The following is a 21,488-nucleotide window of genomic DNA, read 5'->3' on the forward strand; positions in this document are numbered from 1 at the left end:
GCGCGGCCTACGCGGATGCGCACAGGACCGGCAGCGCTCCCCGATCACCGGTGCCGAGACGGCTGTACGCGCTGTACAGATGATTGCCCACGGTCCGCACGGACAGGGTCAACCGCTCGGCGATCTCCCGATTGCTCAGGCCCGCCGCCGCGAGCGTCACGATCTGCCGCTGCCGAGCGGTGAGTTCACCGAGGACCAGCCCGGCCAACGCGGGCGTCCGCGCACCCTGGCACCGGCGCGCGAGCGCGACGGCACGGGTGCGGGAGACGCGCGCGGCCCGCGGATCCCGGTGCACCCGCACGGCCTGCGCACGCGCCTCGGCTGCGAACAGCAGGAAGCCGCGCTCTTCGAGGGCCTCGGCGGCCCGGTCCAGGCCTTCCCCGTCCTTGCGCGCCAGCGCATCGGCGTGCCGCGCGAACACGCTGCCGGCAGGCAACCGCCGGGCGACCCCCTCGGCGTCACCGAGGCGTACGGCATCGTACCGGGCGTAGACGTCGTCGTCCCCGCCCTGACCCGACTCCCCCTCGGCCGACCGCAGTTCCGCACGGCACCCCTGGTCCCCAGGCGCTCCCCGCAGTCCCTCCCGCGCCCAGGCGGCGGCGTCGCGGACCTGACCCCGCAGCCGCGCGAACCGGGCGCGGACGGCGGCGTACCCGGCCGGGAGCACCGCGCCCTCCGTCACCAGCCACTCCCCCACCGGGGTGGGCACCGACCGCACGTCGAACCGCTCGATCGCCCGCAGCAGGACCCGCCGTTCGGCTTCGAGGGCCGGTCCGTGGTCGCGTGGTGCGCCGGACAGCCGGCGGGCGCGCAGCCGGCCGGCCGTGGCGCGCAGGGCCGCCCCGTGCAGGGGGTGGGCGAGAGTGACGGCGCCGCCTCGGTCGTCGACCTGTATCAGACCGTCCCTCTCCAGACGCTCCAGGACGGCCAGATCGACGTCGTCCAGTGGCAGGGGCAACGGCAGCGGCTCGGCGAACGCGAGGCGTTCGAGGATGTCCCGTTCACCGGGGTGGGAGCGCCCGAGCACGGGCGCGAGTCGTTCCTTCACGGCCGCGGTGACCGGCAGCGCCCCCCGCCAGACCCGCTCCTGCGTACCGGGAACGGGAATCAGCCGCCCGGTCGTGCCGAGCGCGGCGACCACGTCGCGCAGCAAGCGCAGATCGCCCCGGCAGACCCGGTGCAGGCGGCGGACGGTGAGCGGTTCCAGCCCGGCGGCGGCGAGCAGGCGGGCCACGTCCTCGCAGGGCAGCGGTTCGAGGGCCAGCCGGGGCAGCAGTTCCCCGGTCCACAGCCGGGACACCGCGCCGGGCGCGGGCACGCCGTCCACGGCGGCCACGACGAGCCGGGTGCGGCCGTGCACGGCGAGCTGGTGCACGAGGGCGGCGGAGGCCTCGTCCAGCAGATGCGCGTCGTCCACGACCAGGAGCCGTACGCCGGACAGGATGCGCACCGCGCGGTGCAGCGAGACGGGCTCGGGCAGCAGGTGGGCGAAGGCCGCGAAGGGCAGGCCCTGGGCCTCGGGGGTGCCGGTGACCAGGGTGTGCTCCGTGCCCCGGACCGCCTCCATGATCAGCCGGGTCTTGCCGTGGCCGGCCGGTCCGGTCACCACGATGCCGTGCCGGCCGGCGGCCGACGAGGTGCGCACCAGCTCCATTTCCTCGTCCCGGCCGGTGAACGGCCAGGGCAGCTCCAGCGACTTGGCGTCCTCTTCGTAAGTCCTCACCTCATGCAGAGCGCGCGTACTCACGGTTGATACAGGGCGACTTGAGTAGCCCCCGACTCAGGCGCCCGGCCGCTCGGACGGGCACGCTGGCCGCATGACCCGACGCCTCTGCTCGCTCCCGCGGCAGCCGGCCCCGTGCTTCGCACAGGGGCTGACCGCCGAGCGGCTTGGTGCGCTGCTCGCCGGGCGGCGGATGTGGGTCAACGGCACGGTCCTGCACTACTACCTCTACGACGGCACCGACGGCTCCGACAGCTCGGTGATCCCGGTCCCCGGGACCGGTGAGCTGCGCCGGGTGCCGTGGGCCGGCGGGGAGGAGCAGCGGGAGGCGGTCCGCGATGCCTTCCGCGAGTGGCAGGGGCTCGGCATCGGCGTCACGTTCGCCGAGGTCGGCGACCGGCGCGAGGCGGAGCTGCGGATCGGGTTCCAGGCCGGCGGCGGTTCCTGGTCGGCGGTGGGCCGGGAGGCGCTGTCGGTCGGCCGGAGCGAGCGCACCATGAACCTGGGCTGGGACGTGACCGGGGCCGGGGAGCGCGGGACGGTGCTGCACGAGATCGGGCACGCGCTCGGCATGGTGCACGAGCACCAGAGCCCGTACGCCGGGCTCCACTGGGACGAGGCCGTGTACGCCGAACTGGCGGGCCCGCCGAACTTCTGGAGCCGGGAGACGACATACACGAACGTCCTGCGCGAGCTGGCCGCCGGTGAGGCGAGCGGCTCGGTGTGGGATCCGCAGTCGGTGATGACGTTCCCGTTCGGGCCGGGGCTGGTGCTGGAGCCGGAGCAGTACCGCGGGGGGCTGACTCCGTCCGACGGCCCGTCCCCGGCCGACAAGGAGTTCGTGCTGCGCTGGTATCCGCCGACCGGCCCGGCCGGACCGGCGGCGCTGGTGCCGTTCCGGTCGGCGCCGCTCGGTCTCGGACCGGGCGAGCAGGCCGATTTCACCGTCGAGCCGCCGGAGACCCGCGACTACACCGTGGGCACCTTCGGCGACGCCGACACCGTGCTCGTGGTCTTCGAGGAGCGCGACGGGGTGCCGCGCTTCCTCGGGGGCCACGACGACGGCGGCACACCGGACAACGCCGCCGTCCGCGTCCGGCTCGTCAAGGGCCGCCGCTATGTCGTCCGCGTGCGTCTGTACTCGACATGGGGGTCGGGAGAGACGGCGGTCATGTGCTGGTGAGCACACGCTGACGACACATCCCAAGGTCCGGCACCGGGGGAGTGGCCGTGGACGTCACCTACGGGGGAGGAGACGTCCACGGCCACGCCGGTGTGCGCGGACGCCGGTTCAGGACGCGGCCCGCTCGGGCGCGGCGGTGGTGCCGGCGTCGGGGTGGGCGAGGCCGAGGTGGTCGCGCAGGGTCGTGCCCGTGTAGTCGGCGCGGAAGACGCCCTGTTCCTGGAGCAGGGGTACGACCTTGTCGGCGAAGGGGTCGAGGCCGCCGGGGGTGATGTGCGGGACAAGGATGAAGCCGTCGGAGGCGTCCGCCTGCACGAAGTCGTTGATGGTCCGGGCGACCGTGGCCGGGGAGCCGACGAAGGTCTGCCGGTTGCCGGTGTTGATGACCAGGTCGCGGATGGACCACTTGTTGGCCTCGGCGAGCTGCCGCCACTCGCGGGCGATGGCGATCGGGTCCCGGTACATCCGCACCTGGGCGCGGCCCCGGGAGATGTGCTCCTCGCTCACCACCGGGTCCACGTCGGGCAGCGGGCCCTCCGGGTCGTACCCCGACAGGTCCCGGTTCCAGACGAACTCCAGGTGCTTGAGGGCGGTGGCGCCGCTGACCTGCTGCCGGCGCACCTCGCGGGCGAGTTCGGCGGCGTCCTGGTCGGTGTCGCCGAGGACGAAGGTGGCGGCGGGCAGGATGAGGAGCTGGTCGGGGCGGCGGCCGTACTTGGCGAGGCGTGACTTGACGTCCGTGTAGAAGGCCTGGCCCTCCTTCAGCGTGGAGTAGCGGCTGAAGATCGCGTCCGCGTCGGACGCGGCGAACTCACGGCCCTCGTCGGAGTCCCCGGCCTGGAAGATCACCGGGCGGCCCTGCGGGGACCGCGGGACGTTGAAGCGGCCGTGGATGTCGAAGTGCTGCCCCTGGTGCACGAAGGCGCCGGCCTCGGCGTCCCGGAGGAAGGTGCCGGTGGCCTGGTCGGCGAGGATCTCGTCGCCGCGCCAGGAGTCGAAGAGTTCGTGCGCGGTGGCGAGGAACTCCTTGGCGCGGGAGTAGCGCTCCTCCTGCGGCAGGAAGCCGCCGCGGCGGAAGTTTTCGCCGGTGAAGGCGTCCCAGGAGGTGACCACGTTCCAGGCGGAGCGGCCGCCGGAGAGGTGGTCGAGGCTGGCGAACTGCCGTGCCACCTCGTACGGCTCGTTGAAGGTGGAGTTGATGGTGCCGGTCAGGCCGAGCCGGTCGGTGACGGCGGCCAGTGCGGCCAGCACGGTGAAGGTGTCGGGGCGGCCGACGACGTCCAGGTCGTAGATCTCGCCGCCCTGTTCGCGCAGCCTCAGTCCCTCGGCGAGGAACAGGAAGTCGAACTTGGCGCGTTCGGCGGTCCGCGCGAAGTGCGCGAAGGAGCTGAACTCGATGTGGCTGCCGGCGGCCGGGTCGCTCCACACGGTGGTGTTGTTGACGCCGGGGAAGTGGGCGGCCAGATGGATCTGCTTCAGCGGCTTGCTCATGGGTGCGGTCGTCCTCTCCGGCTGCTCAGGCGGTGGCTGCGGCGTAGCGGTTGGCGGGGCGGGCGAGGCCGAGCAGGCCGCGCAGGGTGTCGGCCTCGTAGGCCTGCCGGAAGCGGCCCCGGCGCTGGAGTTCGGGCACCAGGTCACGGCTGATGCGGGGCAGATCGTGCCCGGCGACGGCGGGCCGCAGCCGGAACCCGGTCAGCCCGCCCGCCGCCAACTCCTCCAGCAGATCGGCGAGTTCGTCGGCCGTGCCGGTGAAGATCCGGGCGTCGCCGGTGTACGGCTCACCCGCGAGCGTGTCCAGCCGCTCCCGCCTGGCCTCGGCCTCGGCCCGGCTGTCGTCGAGGAAGACGACGAGGTCGCCGAAGACGTGCAAGGTCTCCCCGGCGCGGCCCGCCGCCCGCTGTTCGGCGCGGATCTCGGCGACGATCGCCCGGGCCTGGTCCACGTCGTGCGGGGTGACATAGCCGACGTCGGCCTGGCGGGCGACGAGCCGGTACGGGACGCTCTGGTGGGCGAGGGCCGTGACCGGCGGCTGCCCCTGAGGCGGGCGGGGCGTGATCGAGGGCCCCTTGACGCTGAAGTGGCGGCCCTCGAAGTCGATGTAGTGCAGCTTGTCCCGGTCGATGAAGCGGCCCGTCGCCGCGTCCCGGATCTCGGCGTCGTCCTCCCAGCTGTCCCAGAGCCGGCGCACCACTTCCACGTGGTCGGCGGCCTCGTCGAACAGTTCGGTGACGATGTCCCGTGCGGCCGGGCTGTCGTAGGCCTCGATCCGGCCGATGGTACGGCGGCCGAAGTGGGCGGCCTCGTTCGGCCGGGCGCTGATCTGCACCCGCAGGCCCGCGCGGCCGGTGCTGACGTAGTCGAGGGTGGCGATCGCCTTGGAGACGTGGAATGGCTCGGTGTGCGTGGCCACCACGGTCGGCACCAGGCCTATGTGCCGGGTGAGCGGGGCGACGCGGGAGGCGACGAGGACCGCGTCGAGCCGGCCGCGCACCTGGTCGGTGCGCTCGTCGGGGTCGAGGAAGTGCGCGGACTGCGGGCCGAGGCCGTCCTCGATGGTGACGAAGTCGACCAGGCCGCGTTCGGCCTCGGCGACCAGGTCGGCCCAGTAGCCGGCGGTGAACAGGTCCCGGGGGCGGGCGACCGGCTCGCGCCAGGACGCGGGGTGCCAGCCGGTGCCGTCCAGCGCGACGGCAAGGTGCAGAAGAGAAGCGGGAGTTGAGGACACTTCGGTGCCTTCCTTGATGTCCGTACGAGAACACCGGCTCGCGAGGGCAGGCGTCGGCGAGGGCGAGCGCGGCAGGGGCGGACCCGGGCCGTGCGGCTGGGCAGGCCGGGGAGAAAAGGTCAGTGGCGACAGAGCGCGGCGGACACGCGCTGGAGATCTATGTGCGGCCGGGATATCAAGCGGACGGAGCGGTACGGACGCGGGGCGCACAGCGGGAGTACGCGTGTCACGGCCGTCACCTCCGTCCGTCGGGCGCGGGCGGGCCGGTGGGCGACCGCCTCGCGGATCTCGTCATGAGTCACAACGCGCGGCCGCCTTCGGTTGTTCCCGCAGGGCCGGCCGCGATTGTTCCCGCGCTGCGAGCCCGCCGGCGCATGTCCGAGCCGCGAACCCGCTCGCGCGTGTCCACGCTGCGCACCTGCACGATGCGCGAGCGGCGGCGCAGGGTGAAGCCGATCGACTCGTAGAGCCGGATCGCCGGTGTGTTGCCGGCGGCGGCGTGCAGGAACGGGGTGTCCCCGCGCTCCCGGATCCCGAAGGCGACCGCACGCACCAGGCGGGTGGCCAGCCCCCGGCCGCGGTGACCGGGATCGGTGCAGACGGCGCTGATCTCGGTCCAGCCCGGCGGCCGTAGCCTCTCCCCCGCCATCGCGATGAGCCGCCCCTCGTGCCGGATGCCGAGGTACCCGCCCATCTCGACGGTCCGCTGGTGGAACGGGCCGGGCCGGGTCCGGGCGACGAGGTCGAGGATCTCGGGGACGTCGTCGGTCCCGAGCCGTACCGCTTCCGGCGCGGGTTCGGCACGCAGTGCGGTGTCCACCAACTGCACGCCTTCCCCCTCGGCTTCGACGCGCCAGCCGTCGGGTACCCGTTCGATGGGCTTGACCCGTACGGCGGTTGCGGGGACGAGGAGGGTGCGCAGGTCGGCCCAGGCGGCCGGGTCGGCGGGGGCGTCGAGGGCGGCGAAGGCGTAGATGCCGTCCTGGTACCGGGCGGCGCGGCCGACCCGTTCGGCGAGATGGGCGTGCGGGCCGGTCAGGGCTGCCCAGACGGCGTTGTCGAGGGCCGGGTCGTCGGTCGGGGGCAGGGCTCCGCCTGCGCGGAGGCCGGCTTCACGGGACGGCACGACAGGCGGTGCCTCTCTCGGCTCGGTTCGGGTGCACGGTGGGTCAGGAGTTGTCCAGCGGCAGGCCGGGCGGATTGACCTCGGACTTGGCGACGGCCTCGTTGGAGAGGTGGTAGGCGGCCAGCCACTTGGCGTACTGCCCGTTTTCGATCAGGTGGTTGACGGCCGCGGCGATGGGCTTCGCCAGACCGCTGTCCTTCTTGGCGGTGGCGGCGATCAGCCCCTGGAGCGAGGCGCCCGCGCCGGAGAAGGTGCCCGCGCTGCGGGTCGCCTTCGGGGTGCCCGCGGTCTTCGCGATGTTGTAGGCGATGCCCGGGTTGGGCCCGAAGAAGGCGTCGATCTTGCCGCTGTCCAGGGCCAGGTAGGTGCCATTGCGGTCGGGGTAGTACTTGACGGTGAGGTCCTTGCCCTCGCTCTGGAGCTTCTTCTTCCACTCCAGGAGGATCTTCTCCTGGTTGGTCCCGGAGCCGACGGAGACGGTCAGCCCGGCGAGCTTCTCGTAGTCGCCGTCGAAGTTCCACGTGCTGGACTTGCGCACCTCGAAGCCGAGGTTGTCCTGCCGGTAGGAGGCGAACTCGTACTTCTTCTTGCGCTCCTCGGTGTCGGTGACGTTCGAGAAGGCGACGTCGACCTTGCCGCTGTCGATGCCGACGAAGAGGTTCTCCCAGGTGAAGTTGCGGATCTCGGGCTTCAGTCCGAGCACGGCGGCGACCAGCCGGCCGAAGTCGGGTTCGGCGCCGGTGAGGGTCTTCTGGTCGCTGCCGACGTACGCCAGTGGCGCGAAGCCGGCCGGCAGGGCGCCCACGCCGATGGTGAGCTTGCCACTCCTGCGCACGGAGGCGGGCAGTTGCGCGCTGATGGACTTGATCTCGGAAACCTTCAGCGTGGTCTGCTTGGCGGCACCGTTGGAGAGCCGGCCGACGGTCACGCTGCCGGCGGCGTCGGTGGTGGTCGCGGCGTCGCTGTCACCCCCGCAGGCGGCGAGCCCGGTGGCGAGGGTGGCGACGGCGGTCGCCGCGGTGATGCCGCGTATCAGGCCGCGTCGGGAAAGGTGGCTGCGCATGGCTGTCCTTGTCGTTCGGAAGTGTCGTTCGGGAACTGCGGTGGGTACGGGGTCAGAGGACCTTGCCGAGGAAGTCCCGGGTCCGCTCGTGCCGGGGCCTGTCCAGGACCTCCTGGGGCGGTCCCTGTTCGACGATCCGGCCGCCGTCGATGAAGACGATCCGGTCGGCGACCTCGCGGGCGAAGCCGATCTCGTGGGTGACGATGACCAGGGTGGTGCCGCTGGTGGTGAGGTCCTTGATGACGGAGAGCACCTCGCCGACCGTCTCGGGATCGAGCGCGGAGGTCGGCTCGTCGAACAGGATGATGCCGGGCCGCAGCGCGAGGGCGCGGGCGATGGCGACGCGCTGCTGCTGTCCGCCGGAGAGTTGGCGCGGGTAGGCGCCGGTGCGGTCGCCGAGGCCGACCCGGGTGAGCAGGTCGCGGGCCAGGTCCAGCGCTTCGGGCTTGGTCAGCTTGCCGGTGGCGACGGGCGCGGCGGCGACGTTGTCGAGTGCGGTCAGGTGCGGGAAGAGATGGAAGTTCTGGAAGACGAAGCCGATGCGGCTGCGCTGGGCCAGGATGGCGCGCTCGCTGAGCTCCTTGAGCCGGCCGCCGCTGCCGCGTTGGACGCCGATCGGCTCGCCTCCGACGCTGACGTGGCCGACCTCGGGTTTCTCCAGGTGGTTGATGACCCGCAGCAGGGTGGACTTGCCGGAGCCGGAAGGGCCGATGACGACGGTGACCTCGCCGGGGCGCACGGTCAGGTCGATGCCGTCGAGCACGCGATGGGTGCCGTACCACTTGTGGACGCCGTGGACCTCCAGTGCGGCCGGGGTGGTCTCGAGGCTGTCGGTGGCGGTCATACGGCGGCCTCCCTGCGCAGCCGGGCCCGGAACTCGGCGAGGCCCGCGCGCGCCTTCTGCAGCGGGGTCGGCGGCAGGGTGCGGGTGGCGCCCCGCGCGAAGTACCGCTCGACGTAGAACTGGACGACGGACACGGCGCTGGTGAGGATCAGGTACCAGACGGTGGCGACCAGCAGCAGGGGCACGATGTCGCCGGGGTAGGTGCTGCCCATGGTCTGCACGGAGCCGAAGAGGTCGAGCAGCGAGACGTAGAACACCAGCGAGGTGCTCTTGATGAGGCCGATGAGCTGGTTGACGTAGTTCGGTGTGATGGACCTGAGGGCCTGCGGGAAGACGATCCGGGTGAACTGGTAGCCCTTGGGCAGGCCGAGTGCGGCGGCCGCCTCGTGCTGGCCCTGGTCGACGGAGAGGATGCCGCCGCGTACGACCTCGGCCGCGTATGCCGCCTCGTTGAGGCTGAGCCCCACCACGGCGACCGTCATGTCGGTGGCGAGCCTGGACTCGTCGAAGCTGACGAAGGCGGGGCCGAAGGGGATACCGAGGCTCAGCGTCTTGTAAAGGGCGCTGAAGTTGTAGAGGAAGATCAGGACGACGATCAGCGGCACCGAGCGGAACAGCCAGGTGTAGGTCCAGCTCGCGGCGCGCAGTACCGGGCTGCCGGACTGCCGGCCGAGGGCCAGCAGGACGCCGCCCAGGAGTCCGAAGACGGCGCTGAGCGCGGCGACTTCCAGGGTCACGAGGAGTCCGTCGAGGACGGTGGGGCGCAGGAACCAGTAGCGGAAGCGGTCCCACTGGTAGAACGGGTTCGTGGCCAGCCCGTGCAGGAACTGCGCGACGAGCACGAGGACGACGGCGGTGGCGATCCACCGTCCGGGCCGGCGCAACGGCTGAACTCGCTGTGCCTTCGGGGGCGTTGTCGGGGTGTCGGCTGGCGGCGCCTCGGCGAGGGAGACGGCGGCGCCTGGGGGTTCACTCATGGCGGGCTCCGGCGGAGTCGGACACCCCGGCTCGCGGCGCGCGGCTGCGGGACCGCTACGGCACTACGGCACGAGGCGGGGCACGGCGGCGCACGGGAACCGGGGGCTGGGCGGGCGCGACGGCACACCACGGCGGCGGTGTGCGTCAGGAACGCGAGGGCTGGAGAAGGGAGGGCTGGAAAGGGTCGTCAGCCCTGGCAGCGGGCAGAGCCCGGTGCGGTACACAGTGCGCTGTTGACGCGGAGCAGATCGACGGCGCGGTCGGCGACGAGGAGCCCGCCGCACGACCGTACGCAGCCCTGGGGGCGGCTCGCGGCCGTCCTGGGAGCTGCGTACATGGCGTCACCTGTCACTGTTCCGGCCCCGCGGGGCCCTCGCGCTTACCGAAAACGTCATTCCGGTCCGGTCGTCACCTGGGGCACCCCACCGCGGTGCGAGGGTTGCCGGTCAGCGAGCCAGGGCTTGGCGCTGACGCTCATGACCGTTCTGAGCCGTAAGTAAGGCAGTTGGCCGTTCGAATGTCAACGGCCGTCCGCGTGGTGGACGCCGCCCGACCGTTGCTCACCTGCGGGAAGCGTCCTGGGCAGCCGCGGCGTGGCGCGCCCAGTCCAGGATCTGGACGGCCGCTCCGGCGGCTTCCAGGCCCTGGCAACGGCCGTGGTGGCGGCGGGAGATGCCGTCGAGGTCGAGAGGGCGGCCGAAGGCGGGATGGGCGGCCAGGCGGCCGGCGTAGGCCCACAGGGCGCGGTGGCCGGCGATGCGGTGGACGGCGGAGGCGTCGAGGTGACAGCGGTGGACGGTGTCCAACTGCACCAGCGTGACCCACAGTTCGACGTCGGCCGCAGTGAGCCGGCCGTCGACCAGGTACTCCTCCGCGGCCAGCCGGTTGTCCAGCCGGCCCAGGGTGTCCAGGAGCACGTCCAGGGCGGCGGCCCGCCCGGCGGGGTCGATGCCGGCCTGCCCGGCGCGCTGCGCGGCCTCCTCGATGCCCTCGGCACACATCCGTTCGACGGCCTCGATCACCGACTCCAGGCCGCACGGGTACAGAGCGGCGCGGCCCTCGTGCGGGAAGCGGTCGAGGTCGCGCAGGATGTCGCGGGCGTGGGTGCTGACGATGCGTCCGGACCAGTCGTCGCTGAGCACGGGTGCGAGGGCCGGGCCGGTGTACCGGTGGGCGCTCGCCTCGTACAGCGGGCGCAGCGCGGAGTGGCCGCCGCCGGGACAGTCCGGTACGGCGGGCAGGACCGTGACCGGACAACTGCCGTCCAGGCCGAGGAGGTGGTGGCCGACGGCGAGGCGCAGCCCGTCGGGGCAGGCGGTCGACAGATGGAGCCGGTAGCGGTGCGGCACGGCGTAGTGGCCGCTGCGCGCGTCCCGGCCGATCCGGCCCCGGAAGACGGGGGTGGTGCGGTGGGCGGGCGGGAGGGTGGCGAGCGGAGTGGTGGACATGCGTCTCCCCGGGTGGTGGGCGTGCGGAGGTGCGGCGTCGGCCGAGGGGCGCGCGGCGCCCGGCTCAGCGGTGGACGCTGATCGCGCTGCAGACGCGCAGCAGGTCGATGTGCCGGCGGGAGGTGAGCAGGGGTGCGCGCAACGGCGTACGGCCCGCGAGGCCGGTGACCGTGTCGAGGCGCGTCATGATTCCCTACCTGTTCACTAGGATTCCCACTCCGGAGTGTCGATCCGGCGTCCGACGCCGTCAAGGGGGCGTCCACGCCTAGGACATGCCTGTGGCCGGCCGAGAGCGCCGGAGGTCTCCTCAGAATCTGCGCCATGTGACATAGTACTGTCGTGGCAAAGGGACTGACCTGCGATGTCGTGGTGGTCGGAGCCGGCATGGTCGGCGCGGCCTGCGCCCTGTACGCCGCGCGGGCCGGGCTCGACGTGCGGGTGGTGGACCGGGGCCCGGTGGCCGGCGGCACCACCGGCGCCGGCGAGGGCAACCTGCTCGTCTCCGACAAGGAACCCGGACCCGAGCTCCAACTCGCCCTGCTGTCCGCCCGGTTGTGGGCACGGCTGGGCGACGAGCTGGGAGCGGCGGTCGAGTACGAGCCCAAGGGCGGCCTCGTGGTCGCCTCCAGTCCCGAGACCCTCGCCGCGCTGCACGCGTTCGCGGCCGGCCAGCGCTCCGCGGGAGTCGTGGCCGACCCGGTGACCGCGGACCGACTGCCCTCTCTGGAACCCCACTTGGCTCCCGGCCTGGCGGGCGGGGTGCACTATCCGCAGGACGCCCAGGTCATGCCCGCCCTCGCCGCCGCCCACCTGCTCCGCGCCTCCGGCGCCCGCCTGCACACGGGCCGGACGGTGACCGGGGTGCTGCGCACGGCCGACGGCACGGTGGCCGGCGTCCGCACCGACCAGGGCGACCTGCACGCACCGGCCGTGGTGAACGCGGCCGGCACCTGGGGCGGCGACCTCGCGGCGCTCGCCGGCGTCCGGCTGCCGGTGCTCCCGAGGCGCGGCTTCGTCCTGGTCACCGAGCCACTGCCGCGGATGGTGCGGCACAAGGTGTACGCCGCCGACTATGTGGCCGACGTCGCCAGCGACTCGGCCGCCCTGCGCACCTCGCCGGTGGTGGAGGGCACGGCCGCCGGTCCGGTGCTGATCGGCGCGAGCCGGGAGCGCGTCGGCTTCGACCCCTCGCTGTCGCTTCCCGCCGTACGGGCGCTCGCGGCCGGCGCGATCGGACTGTTCCCCTTCCTGGAGCGGGTGCGCGCGCTGCGGACGTACGCGGGCTTCCGGCCGTACCTGCCCGACCACCTCCCGGCGATCGGCCCCGACCCCCGCGCGCCGGGGCTGTTCCACGCCTGCGGACACGAGGGCGCCGGCATCGGACTCGCCACCGGCACCGGGCAGTTGATCGCGCAGACGCTCACCGGGAAGACCCCGGAACTGGACCTCACGCCGTTCCGGCCGGAGCGGTTCGAGGGGTACGACACCGACGGAGGCGACACGCCGTGAATCCCCTGGAGCTGGCCCGGGCCCACCCCGGCGAGGCCTTCACCGTCACCTTCGACGGGCGGCCCCTCGCGGCCCTGCCCGGGCAGACGGTCGCGGCGGCGCTGTGGGCGGCGGGGGTGACCTCCTGGCGCAGCACCCGCGGGGCCGGCCGGCCCCGCGGGGTGTTCTGCGGGATCGGGGTGTGCTTCGACTGCCTGGTCACCGTCAACGGCCGGGCGAACCAACGGGCTTGCCTGGTGCCGGTGGGGCCGGGCGATGTGATCCGCACACAGGAGGGGACGGGACGGGACGATGACTGAGCGAGCGCATCTCGCCGTCGTCGGGGCCGGCCCGGCGGGGCTCGCCGGGGCAGTGGCGGCGGCCGCCCGGGGCGTACGGGTCACCCTCGTCGACGCGGCCGAGCAGGCGGGCGGCCAGTTCTACCGGCAGCCCGCCCGGGCCCTCGGCGCCCGCCGCCCCGAGGCCCTGCACCACCAGTGGCGCACCTGGCAGCGCCTGCGGGACGGCATCGACCGGCACATCGACGCCGGACTCGTCACCCACCTGACGGACCACCATGTCTGGTGTGTGGAGCGGGGGTCCGACAGCTTCACCGTGCACGCCCTGCGCGGCCCCGCGCAGGAGGAAGGGGTCTCCGTCCGCGCCGACGCCGTCCTGCTCGCCACCGGCGGGTACGAGCGCGTGCTGCCCTTCCCGGGCTGGACGCTTCCCGGTGTCGTCACGGCGGGCGGCGCGCAGGCCATGCTCAAGGGCGGACTGGTGCTGCCCGGCCGCACGGTCGTGGTCGCCGGCACCGGACCGCTGCTGCTTCCGGTGACCACGGGGCTCGCCGCGGCCGGGGCGCGGGTGGCCGCGCTGGTCGAGTCCGCCGGCCCCGGCGCCGTACTGCGCCGCACCCCGGCCCTCGTGGCGGAGCCCGGCAAGCTCGCCGAAGGCGCCTGGTACGCGGCGCGGCTGCTGCGGCACAAGGTGCGCGCGCTGCCCCGGCACACCGTGCTGGAGGCGCACGGCACCGACCGACTGGAGGCGGTCACCGTCGCCGCGCTGGACAGGGACGGCCGGATCAGGCCCGGCAGTGCGCGCCGCATCCCCTGTGACACCCTCGCCGTCGGGCACGGCATGCTGCCGCACACCGACCTCGCCGAGACCCTCGGCTGCACCCTGACCGGCACGGACGTACGGGTCGACGACGAGCAGCGCACCGACGTGCCCGGCATCTGGGCCGCCGGGGAGGCCACCGGGATCGGCGGCGCGGCCCTCGCGCTCGCCGAGGGACACATCGCGGGCCGCTCGATCGCCGCCCGTCTGCGCGGCACCGCACCCGACCCGCGCTCCTGGGCGGCGGCCGCCCGGACCAGGACCCGGCAGCGGGCCTTCTTCGCGGCCCTGGAGACGGTGTACGCGCCGCCTGCGGGCTGGGCGGACCGGATCACGGACGACACGGTGGTGTGCCGGTGCGAGGAGGTCACCGCCGGTCAGGTCCGTACGGCCGCCGGCACGCTCGGCGCGGGTGATCTGCGCACCGCGAAGCTGCTCACCCGGGCCGGGATGGGCTGGTGCCAGGGCCGGATGTGCGCGCCCGCGGTGGCCGGCCTGACCGGATGCCCGCTCACTGCCGGCCGCCGCCCCTTCGCCCGGCCGGTACCACTCGGCGTCCTGGCCGCGCTGCCGGACACCGAACCACCGGACTGAATCACCACAACGGAGACCTGTCCACGGGTCACCGCAGTCAGTAATATGTCACACCTCATCGGATGGGGGACCTCCGCATGGCCCAGTCACCGAACCGTCCCTGGCGCGGCGTGCTCGTCGCCACCGCCCTCCCGCTGCGCGACGACCTCTCGATCGACTACGACCGCTATGCCGAGCACTGCGCCTGGCTGGTCGGACACGGCTGCGACGGCGTCGTGCCGAACGGCTCGCTCGGCGAGTACCAGGTGCTCACCCCCGAGGAACGCGCCCGCGTGGTGGAGACGGCCGTGGCGGCGATCGGCGGCGCGCGGGTGATGCCGGGCGTCGCCGCGTACGGCTCGGCCGAGGCCCGGCGCTGGGCCGAGCAGGCGGGCGAGGCCGGCTGCGCGTCGGTGATGCTGCTGCCGCCCAACGCCTACCGCGCCGACGAGCGTTCCGTCCTCGCCCACTACGCCGAGGTCGCGCGCGCGGGCCTGCCGGTGGTGGCCTACAACAACCCGATCGACACCAAGGTCGACCTGGTGCCCGAACTCCTCGCCCGGCTCCACGGAGAGGGCCACATCCACGGCGTGAAGGAGTTCTCCGGCGACGTCCGCCGCGCCTACCGCATCGCCGAACTCGCCCCGGAACTGGACCTGTTGATCGGCGCCGACGACGTACTGCTGGAGCTGGCCGTGGCGGGCGCCAAGGGCTGGGTGGCCGGCTATCCGAACGCGCTCCCCAGGGCCTCGGTGCAGTTGTACCGCGCCGCGGTCGCCGGGGACCTCACCACCGCGCTCCCCCTGTACCGGCAGCTCCACCCGCTGCTGCGCTGGGACTCGCGGGTGGAGTTCGTGCAGGCGATCAAACTGTCCATGGACGTCGTCGGCCGGTACGGCGGCCCGGTGCGCGCGCCACGCGTGCCGCTGCTCCCCGAGCAGGAGGCCCAGGTCCGGGCCGCCACCGAGAAGGCCGTCGCCGCGGGCCTCGCATAAGCGCGCACAAGGGAGTCGGATCATGCGCAGCACACTCGTCCTGCACGCCGTCGACTCGCACACCGAGGGCATGCCGACCCGGGTGATCACCGGCGGGATCGGCACCGTACCGGGTGCGACGATGAACGAGCGGCGGCTGTACTTCCGGGAACACCGCGACCACGTCAAGCGGTTGCTGATGAACGAGCCGCGGGGCCACTCCGCGATGAGTGGCGCGATCCTGCAGCCGCCGACCCGGCCCGACTGCGACTGGGGCGTCATCTACATCGAGGTCTCCGGTTATCTGCCGATGTGCGGGCACGGCACCATCGGTGTGGCGACCGTGCTGGTCGAGACCGGCATGGTGGAGGTGGTGGAGCCGGTGACCACGATCCGGCTCGACACCCCGGCGGGGCTGGTGGTCGCCGAGGTGTCGGTGGAGAACGGAGCCGCGCGGAACGTGACCCTGAAGAACGTGCCGTCGTTCGCCGTCGACCTGGACCGCAAGATCACCCTGCCCGACGGGCGCACGGTCACCTACGACCTCGCCTACGGCGGCAACTTCTACGCGATCCTCCCGCTCGACGCCTTCGGGCTGCCCTTCGACCGCGCCCGCAAGGACGACATCCTCGCGGCCGGTCTGACGCTCATGGACGCGATCAACTCCGAGGCGGAACCGGTGCATCCGGAGGATCCCTCCATCCACGGCTGCCACCACGTCCACCTGTACGCGCCCGGCGCCACGGCACGCCACTCGCGCCACGCGATGGTCATCCACCCCGGCTGGTTCGACCGCTCCCCCTGCGGCACCGGCACGAGCGCACGCATGGCGCAGCTGCACGCGCGCGGCGAACTGCCGTTGCACACCGAGTTCGTGAACGAGTCCTTCATCGGCACACGCTTCACCGGCCGGCTGCTGGGCACGACGGAGGTCGCGGGCCGCCCGGCGGTCCTGCCCAGCTTCACCGGCCGCGCCTGGATCACCGGCACTGCCCAGTACCTCCTGGACCCCACCGACCCCTTCCCGGAGGGCTTCGTCCTCTAGAGCGTCCTCTAGACTCAACCGGTGATGCGTGACATGGCACAGAACCCGCGCGGCACGGAGATGCCCGCGCTCCCCCGGCTCGGCGGCCGGCGCAGCAGCTACCGCGAGCGGGTCGCCGACGCGCTGCGCGCCGCGCTGATCGCCGGCGAGCTGCGGCCGGGCGAGGTCTACTCCGCGCCCTCGCTCGCCGCCCGCTTCGGCGTCTCGGCGACGCCGGTGCGCGAGGCGATGCTGGACCTGGCCAAGGAGGGACTGGTCGACACCGTGCCGAACAAGGGCTTCAGGGTCACCGTCGTCTCCGACAAGCAGCTGGACGAGTACACGCACATCCGCTCCCTGATCGAGATACCGACCGTCGTGCAGCTCGCCCGCACCGCCGACCGCGTCTCGCTGGAGGCGCTGCGCCCGGCGGCCCGCGAGATCGTCACGGCGGCGGTGGCGGGCGACCTGATCGCCTATGTCGAGGCCGACACCCGCTTCCACCTCGGTCTGCTCGCCCTGGCCGGCAACGCCCACCTGGTCGAGGTGGTCGCCGACCTGCGCAAACGCTCCCGTCTCTACGGCCTGACGGCACTGGTGGAGGCCGGCCGCCTGCTCGCCTCGGCCGAGGAGCACCTGGAGCTCCTCGACGCCCTGCTGGAACGGGACGAGAAGGCCGTCCACGCGATCATGACCCGGCATCTGGGGCACGTGCGCAGCCTGTGGGCCGGCGGCGGAGCCTAGTCCCGCAGTGCGCCGGCCAGGTCGACGGTTCGGCGCGTCTGTCCACCTCGCACGGGGCGGCCCCGCTGAGCACGGCCAGGTCGGGGGCGGGGATGCCCAGCAGGGCGGCGGTCACCTCCTCACCACCCCGGGCGAGCAGGTTCGGAATCCTCCGCCGGCCGAGCCGGGATTCTCCTGCGGCAGGCCCAGGAGGAACCCGCGCAGGGCACGGAGGTCATCCGGCGACGGTTCCGCAGCGTGCCGCACGAGGTCCGAAAGCAGGTTGACGGCCCACGGGTCCACGGGTGCGAGTTTGTCCGGGACGTCCTGACCGGCCAGCACGAAGACGTCCGCCGCGCGCAGGCCGAGCCGCCGGGGTGGCCCCGCGGGTCCGGGGCGCCGGATATCTCGCGGTGTGGACACCGCGACAGTGGACTTTTTCCACCATCAGCCGGTCCGGACGGCACAAGAAGCGGCGATTTTGCGGCGGGCCGGGGCATCCCGGACCATGACTGAGTCCCGGCGATCCTGGGACATCTGTTCGATGAGAGGCGCACCACCCATGCATGTCACCGGAACCGCCCCCCAGCCGGCTCCGGCCCCCTCCGAGGAGCTTCAGTCTGCCGTCGGAGACGTTCCCGGCACCACCGGCGTCACGGACGCCCAGGGTTCCCCCAGCAAGCACGCCCGCCGCTTCGGTCTGCCGGTCGCGACCGCGCTGGTCATGGGCAACATCATCGGCGGCGGCATCTTCCTGCTCCCCGCCTCCATCGCCCCGTACGGCTGGGTCAGCCTGGTGGCCTTCGGTGTGCTGACCGTGGGTGCCGTCGCGCTCGCGCTGGTCTTCGGCCGGCTCGCCGCGCGCGACCCCCGTACCGGCGGCCCCTACGTCTACGCCCGCGAGGCCTTCGGCGACTTCGCCGGATTCCTCGCCGCGTGGGCGTACTGGATCACCACCTGGGTGTCCAACGCGGCGCTCGCCGTGGCCGCCGTCGGCTACCTGGACGTCCTGATCCCGGTCAACGACCACAAGTGGACCGCGTGTCTGGCCGCCCTGGCCCTGCAGTGGCTGCCGGCCCTCGCCAACTTCGCCGGCACCCGGTACGTGGGTGCGGTCCAACTCGTCTCGACGGTGCTGAAGTTCGTGCCGCTGCTGCTCGTCGCGGTGGGCGGGCTGTTCTTCTTCGACCCGTCCCGGCTCGGACCGTTCAACTCCAGTGGTCACAGCGCGATCGGTGCCGTCTCCGCCTCCGCCGCCCTGCTGCTCTTCTCCTACCTCGGGGTGGAGTCCGCCGCCGTGAGCGCCGGCGAGGTGAGGAACGCGCGCCGCAACGTGGGGCGCGCCACCGTGATCGGCACCGCGGGCGCCGCGCTGGTCTACCTGCTGGGCACGCTGTCCGTCTTCGGCACGGTCGCGCACAACCGGCTGGTGGCCTCCACGGCCCCCTTCTCCGACGCCGTGAACACGATGTTCGGGGGCAGCTGGGGCGGTACGGCGGTGGCGCTGGCGGCGCTGGTGTCGATGACCGGCTGCCTCAACGGCTGGACGCTGCTGAGCGCGCAGACCCCGTACGCCGCGGCCAAGGACGGCCTGTTCCCGGCCGCCTTCGCGCGCCGCCGCCGGGGCGTGCCGACGGTCGGCGTCGGTGTCACGGTCGTCCTCTCCTCCCTCCTCACGGCATACAACTACCTGTCCGGTTCGGCGAAGGTGTTCGACGTCCTGGTCCTCGTCACCACGTTCACCGCGACCGTGCCGTACCTGCTGGCGACCGCCGCGCAGCTCTTCCACCTGGTCTCCGGCAGGTCGGTGGACGGCACGCGTCTGGTGCGGGACTCGGTGATCACCGTGATCGCGGCCGCCTTCTCCGTCTGGCTGATGGCGGGCGCCGGCTACGCGGCGGTGTACCAGGGCGTGCTGTTCCTGTTCGTCGGCATCCTGGTCTACGCGGTGATGGCGGCGCGGCGGCAGCGCAAGCCCGCGGAAGCGGCCGGGGCCGTGCCCGAGACCTGGTGAACGGGGCTCCGGTGGTTCAGGAGACGATGCGATACAGGTGCTCCGGGCGCCCGGCCGCGCCGTATCGGAGCTCCAGGCGGACCGCGCCCTCCTTGACCAGGTAGGACAGATAGCGCTGGGCGGTGGCACGGGAGACGCCGGTGAGTTCGGCCGCCTCGGCCGCGGACACCGGGCCGCTCGCGGCGCGCAGCGCCTGGTGGACGAGGGTCAGGGTGGGCGCCGAGTGGCCCTTGGCCGGTATCCGCGGGACGGTGGGCGGCCGGGCGGCGCTGAACAGGGCGTCCACATCGGCCTGGTCCGGTTCGGCGGCCGGGCCGAACACCTCCACGCGGTGCTGGAGTTCCCGGTAGGCGGTGAGCCGCTCGCACAGGTCGGGCGAGCCGAACGGCTTGACCAGGTAGCCCACGGCACCGAGCTTCATGGCGGTGCGCACCGACTCGATGTCCCGGTCCGCCGTGATCATCAGGGCGTCGGGCCGGGCTCCGCCCTCGTCCCCCGTGAGCCGGCGCAGCACGTCGAGCCCGCTGCCGTCGGGCAGGAAGATGTCGAGCAGCAACAGGTCGGGGCGCAGGGCCCGTACCGCCTCCAGCGCCTCGGCGACGCTCGCCGCCTCGCCGACCACGGCGAAGCCCGCGACGCGGCTCACGTACTCGCTGTGGATGTGGCTCACCCGGAAGTCGTCGTCCACGACCAGCGTCCGGATCATCAGCGCTCGCCTCCCACCGGCAACGCCGTGGTGAACAGTGCCCCCTGCGGCGCGAGGGCCGTGTCCGGCAGGGGCAGTACGACCGTGAAGACCGCGCCCGGTCCCTCGCTGACCGTGATGGTGCCGCCGTGCCGTTGCACCAGCCGGTGCACCAGGGCCAGTCCGAGGCCGCGCCGGGCGGTGCCCCGTTCCGGCCGGGTCGACCAACCGTCCTCGAAGATCGACTCGGCCGCGTCCGGCGGGATCCCCGGGCCGGTGTCCGCGACCCGGACCCGCACGTCATGAGGGCTCTCGGTCAGGGTGAGCCGTACCTCGCGGCCGCCCGCCGGGCGCGGTCCCTCGCCGGCCGCGTCGACCGCGTTGTCCAGCAGGTTGCCGACGATGGTCAGCAGCCGGTGCAGGTGCGGCGGGTCCTGGCCGAGGGCCGAGTCGTCGGTCAGCACGATCCGTACGCCGCGTTCGGTGGCGACGGTGGTCTTGGCCACGATCAGACCGACCATGAGCGAGTTCCCGATCCGCTTGCGCACGGACTCGGTGAGCGCCTGGCCGGCGCCGGCCGCGCCGACGGCGAACTCGTAGGCGTCGTCGTACTCCCCGATGTCGAGCAGGCCGGCCAGGGTGTGCATGCGGTTGGTGAACTCGTGCTGCTGGGCCCGAAGCGCGTCGGTCAGGCCGCGCACGGAGTCCAGTTCGCGCAGCAGTCCGACCATCTCGGTGCGGTCCCGCACGGTGACCACGGCGCCGAGTTCGCGGCCGTGCAGGGTGACCGGCATGCGGTTGACGACGAGGCAGTGCTCGTCGGTCAGGACACTGACGTCGGTGCCGGTCAGGGTGCCGTCCAGGGCGCGGCGCAGCCGGCCGTCGGGCAGGACCTGCTCGACGGTGCTGCCGAGTGCGGTGCCGAGGCCGAGCAGCCGGCGGGCCTCGTCGTTCACGACGGTGATCCGGCCGTCGGGATCGAAGGCGACCACGCCCTCGCGGATGCCGTGCAGCATCGCCTCCCGGTCCTGCAGCAGTCCGGCGATCTCCTCCAGCTCCAGCCCGAACGTGGTCCGCTTCAACCGCCTGGCCAGCAGATACGCGGCCGCGGCACCGAGTGCGGTGGCGATCGCGGCGTACAGGCCGAAGGTGGGCAGTTCGCGCCACAGCTCGCTGAGCACATGCCGTTCCGGGATACCCACCGACACCTCGCCGACCAGCCTGCCCGTCGGCCCGTACAGCGGGGCCTTGCCGTTGGCGGACCGACCGGTGGCGCCCTGGTCGGTGCCGACGTGCGGCCGGCCGTCCAGCACCACGATCGGCTCGGCCACCGGCGAGCCGACCAGCCGTGGCATGGGGTGCGAGTGGCGGATGCCGTGCAGGTCGATCACCACCACGTACGACGCCCCCGACGCGATCCTGATCCGCTCGGCGGCGGTCTGCACCACGTCACCGCCGTCGCCGTACTCCATGGCCCGCCGGATCTGGGGGTCCGCGGCCGCCGTCTTCGCGATGGCCACGGCCCGCTCCTCGTAGGTGCGGTCGAGTGCGGAGCGCTGCGCGAAGGCGAACAGGACGAAGCCGATGGCGCCGGTGAGCGCCAGGATGACGAGCTGGCTGGTGAGGATCCGCGCGGAGAGTCTCCCCCTCCCGCCGCGCCCGATCCGCATACGGATGGGTGTCACAGGTGCCTCTTCGCCTCTGTCCCGCCGGGTGCCGGGCCGGCCCTGCGCCGCACCCGTGGTGGCGTGATTGTGCCTGATGGCCGAAACCCTGCCCAGCCCCGTATCACTGAGCA

At 73.1% G+C, this 21,488-nt stretch carries 19 protein-coding genes and 1 riboswitch; of the genes, 8 read left to right on the forward strand and 11 right to left on the reverse strand.

Translation table 11 applies throughout. The features are described from left to right. Window positions 1-7 precede the first annotated feature (7 nt). Window positions 8-1,723 (reverse strand): LuxR C-terminal-related transcriptional regulator, encoded by a 1,716-nt coding sequence (locus tag ACIBJF_RS14625; RefSeq protein ID WP_399174063.1) that lies wholly within the window; start codon window positions 1,721-1,723, stop codon window positions 8-10. 94 nt (window positions 1,724-1,817) lie between these two features. On the opposite strand from ACIBJF_RS14625, the gene ACIBJF_RS14630 reads away from it, so the two are divergent. Beyond that, window positions 1,818-2,906 carry a M12 family metallopeptidase gene (locus ACIBJF_RS14630; RefSeq protein WP_399174064.1) on the forward strand — a complete coding sequence of 363 codons (1,089 nt, stop codon included), beginning with the start codon at window positions 1,818-1,820 and terminating at the stop codon, window positions 2,904-2,906. A 108-nt stretch (window positions 2,907-3,014) separates the two neighbouring features. Here the strand turns inward: ACIBJF_RS14630 and ACIBJF_RS14635 are convergent, their stop codons facing one another. The 8 genes from ACIBJF_RS14635 to ACIBJF_RS14670 all read right to left on the reverse strand — a co-directional run bounded on the left by ACIBJF_RS14635 (window position 3,015) and on the right by ACIBJF_RS14670 (window position 11,277). Next, a complete protein-coding gene (locus tag ACIBJF_RS14635) occupies window positions 3,015-4,397 on the reverse strand; it encodes an NtaA/DmoA family FMN-dependent monooxygenase (RefSeq protein WP_399174065.1) in 1,383 nt (460 codons plus the stop codon). Between the two features lie 25 nt (window positions 4,398-4,422). After that, a complete protein-coding gene (locus tag ACIBJF_RS14640) occupies window positions 4,423-5,631 on the reverse strand; it encodes an LLM class flavin-dependent oxidoreductase (RefSeq protein WP_399174066.1) in 1,209 nt (402 codons plus the stop codon). A 298-nt stretch (window positions 5,632-5,929) separates the two neighbouring features. After that, complete coding sequence (locus ACIBJF_RS14645) at window positions 5,930-6,757, reverse strand: GNAT family N-acetyltransferase (protein ID WP_399174067.1); 828 nt, start codon at window positions 6,755-6,757, stop codon at window positions 5,930-5,932. Between the two features lie 43 nt (window positions 6,758-6,800). Next, window positions 6,801-7,820 carry an ABC transporter substrate-binding protein gene (locus tag ACIBJF_RS14650; protein WP_399174068.1) on the reverse strand — a complete coding sequence of 340 codons (1,020 nt, stop codon included), beginning with the start codon at window positions 7,818-7,820 and terminating at the stop codon, window positions 6,801-6,803. Window positions 7,821-7,872: 52 nt separating this feature from the next. Beyond that, on the reverse strand, window positions 7,873-8,664 hold the full coding sequence (locus ACIBJF_RS14655; protein WP_399174069.1) for an amino acid ABC transporter ATP-binding protein: 792 nt from the start codon (window positions 8,662-8,664) through the stop codon (window positions 7,873-7,875). After that, window positions 8,661-9,641 carry an amino acid ABC transporter permease gene (locus ACIBJF_RS14660; protein WP_399174070.1) on the reverse strand — a complete coding sequence of 327 codons (981 nt, stop codon included), beginning with the start codon at window positions 9,639-9,641 and terminating at the stop codon, window positions 8,661-8,663. Before ACIBJF_RS14660 ends, ACIBJF_RS14655 begins: the two co-directional genes overlap by 4 nt. 371 nt (window positions 9,642-10,012) lie before the next feature. Next, window positions 10,013-10,124: riboswitch (SAM riboswitch) on the reverse strand. Window positions 10,125-10,202: 78 nt separating this feature from the next. Continuing rightward, window positions 10,203-11,090, reverse strand: a complete 888-nt coding sequence (locus ACIBJF_RS14665; protein ID WP_399174071.1) for a glutathione S-transferase C-terminal domain-containing protein — start codon at window positions 11,088-11,090, stop codon at window positions 10,203-10,205. 64 nt (window positions 11,091-11,154) lie between these two features. Then, window positions 11,155-11,277 carry a putative leader peptide gene (locus ACIBJF_RS14670; RefSeq protein ID WP_399174072.1) on the reverse strand — a complete coding sequence of 41 codons (123 nt, stop codon included), beginning with the start codon at window positions 11,275-11,277 and terminating at the stop codon, window positions 11,155-11,157. A 152-nt stretch (window positions 11,278-11,429) separates the two neighbouring features. On the opposite strand from ACIBJF_RS14670, the gene ACIBJF_RS14675 reads away from it, so the two are divergent. The 7 genes from ACIBJF_RS14675 (at window position 11,430) to ACIBJF_RS14705 (ending at window position 19,005) form a co-directional block, all read left to right on the forward strand. Further along, window positions 11,430-12,599, forward strand: a complete 1,170-nt coding sequence (locus tag ACIBJF_RS14675) for an NAD(P)/FAD-dependent oxidoreductase (RefSeq protein WP_399174073.1) — start codon at window positions 11,430-11,432, stop codon at window positions 12,597-12,599. Continuing rightward, a complete protein-coding gene (locus ACIBJF_RS14680; RefSeq protein WP_399174074.1) occupies window positions 12,596-12,898 on the forward strand; it encodes a (2Fe-2S)-binding protein in 303 nt (100 codons plus the stop codon). Before ACIBJF_RS14675 ends, ACIBJF_RS14680 begins: the two co-directional genes overlap by 4 nt. Next, on the forward strand, window positions 12,891-14,291 hold the full coding sequence (locus ACIBJF_RS14685; RefSeq protein WP_399174075.1) for an FAD-dependent oxidoreductase: 1,401 nt from the start codon (window positions 12,891-12,893) through the stop codon (window positions 14,289-14,291). Before ACIBJF_RS14680 ends, ACIBJF_RS14685 begins: the two co-directional genes overlap by 8 nt. A gap of 77 nt (window positions 14,292-14,368) precedes the next feature. After that, entirely contained in the window at window positions 14,369-15,265 is an 897-nt protein-coding gene (locus tag ACIBJF_RS14690) for a dihydrodipicolinate synthase family protein (RefSeq protein WP_399174076.1), read from the forward strand. A gap of 22 nt (window positions 15,266-15,287) precedes the next feature. Further along, on the forward strand, window positions 15,288-16,289 hold the full coding sequence (locus ACIBJF_RS14695; RefSeq protein ID WP_399174077.1) for a proline racemase family protein: 1,002 nt from the start codon (window positions 15,288-15,290) through the stop codon (window positions 16,287-16,289). Window positions 16,290-16,313: 24 nt separating this feature from the next. Beyond that, a complete protein-coding gene (locus tag ACIBJF_RS14700; protein WP_399174112.1) occupies window positions 16,314-17,012 on the forward strand; it encodes a GntR family transcriptional regulator in 699 nt (232 codons plus the stop codon). A gap of 541 nt (window positions 17,013-17,553) precedes the next feature. Next, entirely contained in the window at window positions 17,554-19,005 is a 1,452-nt protein-coding gene (locus ACIBJF_RS14705) for an amino acid permease (RefSeq protein ID WP_399174078.1), read from the forward strand. 16 nt (window positions 19,006-19,021) lie between these two features. On the opposite strand, the gene ACIBJF_RS14710 is transcribed toward ACIBJF_RS14705, so the two are convergent. Both ACIBJF_RS14710 and ACIBJF_RS14715 read right to left on the reverse strand, forming a co-directional pair. Further along, window positions 19,022-19,711: a response regulator gene (locus tag ACIBJF_RS14710; RefSeq protein WP_399174079.1), complete on the reverse strand. Its 690-nt coding sequence runs from the start codon at window positions 19,709-19,711 to the stop codon at window positions 19,022-19,024. Next, window positions 19,711-21,375, reverse strand: a complete 1,665-nt coding sequence (locus ACIBJF_RS14715) for an ATP-binding protein (RefSeq protein ID WP_399174080.1) — start codon at window positions 21,373-21,375, stop codon at window positions 19,711-19,713. Before ACIBJF_RS14715 ends, ACIBJF_RS14710 begins: the two co-directional genes overlap by 1 nt. Window positions 21,376-21,488: the final 113 nt, after the last annotated feature.

Origin of the sequence: Streptomyces sp. NPDC050743, from assembly GCF_044456925.1 — a bacterium.
GTDB lineage: Bacteria > Actinomycetota > Actinomycetes > Streptomycetales > Streptomycetaceae > Streptomyces.

Bases quoted from the DNA above. Each gene is read 5' to 3' on its own strand.
- ACIBJF_RS14630 (WP_399174064.1), top strand. From the start codon at position 1,818: ATGACCCGACGCCTCTGCTCGCTCCCGCGGCAGCCGGCCCCGTGCTTC.
- ACIBJF_RS14700 (WP_399174112.1), top strand. From the start codon at position 16,314: ATGCGTGACATGGCACAGAACCCGCGCGGCACGGAGATGCCCGCGCTC.
- ACIBJF_RS14695 (WP_399174077.1), top strand. From the start codon at position 15,288: ATGCGCAGCACACTCGTCCTGCACGCCGTCGACTCGCACACCGAGGGC.
- ACIBJF_RS14635 (WP_399174065.1), bottom strand. From the start codon at position 4,397: ATGAGCAAGCCGCTGAAGCAGATCCATCTGGCCGCCCACTTCCCCGGC.
- ACIBJF_RS14670 (WP_399174072.1), bottom strand. From the start codon at position 11,277: ATGACGCGCCTCGACACGGTCACCGGCCTCGCGGGCCGTACGCCGTTG.
- ACIBJF_RS14665 (WP_399174071.1), bottom strand. From the start codon at position 11,090: ATGTCCACCACTCCGCTCGCCACCCTCCCGCCCGCCCACCGCACCACC.
- ACIBJF_RS14650 (WP_399174068.1), bottom strand. From the start codon at position 7,820: ATGCGCAGCCACCTTTCCCGACGCGGCCTGATACGCGGCATCACCGCG.
- ACIBJF_RS14690 (WP_399174076.1), top strand. From the start codon at position 14,369: ATGGCCCAGTCACCGAACCGTCCCTGGCGCGGCGTGCTCGTCGCCACC.
- ACIBJF_RS14685 (WP_399174075.1), top strand. From the start codon at position 12,891: ATGACTGAGCGAGCGCATCTCGCCGTCGTCGGGGCCGGCCCGGCGGGG.
- ACIBJF_RS14655 (WP_399174069.1), bottom strand. From the start codon at position 8,664: ATGACCGCCACCGACAGCCTCGAGACCACCCCGGCCGCACTGGAGGTC.
- ACIBJF_RS14710 (WP_399174079.1), bottom strand. From the start codon at position 19,711: ATGATCCGGACGCTGGTCGTGGACGACGACTTCCGGGTGAGCCACATC.
- ACIBJF_RS14660 (WP_399174070.1), bottom strand. From the start codon at position 9,641: ATGAGTGAACCCCCAGGCGCCGCCGTCTCCCTCGCCGAGGCGCCGCCA.
- ACIBJF_RS14705 (WP_399174078.1), top strand. From the start codon at position 17,554: ATGCATGTCACCGGAACCGCCCCCCAGCCGGCTCCGGCCCCCTCCGAG.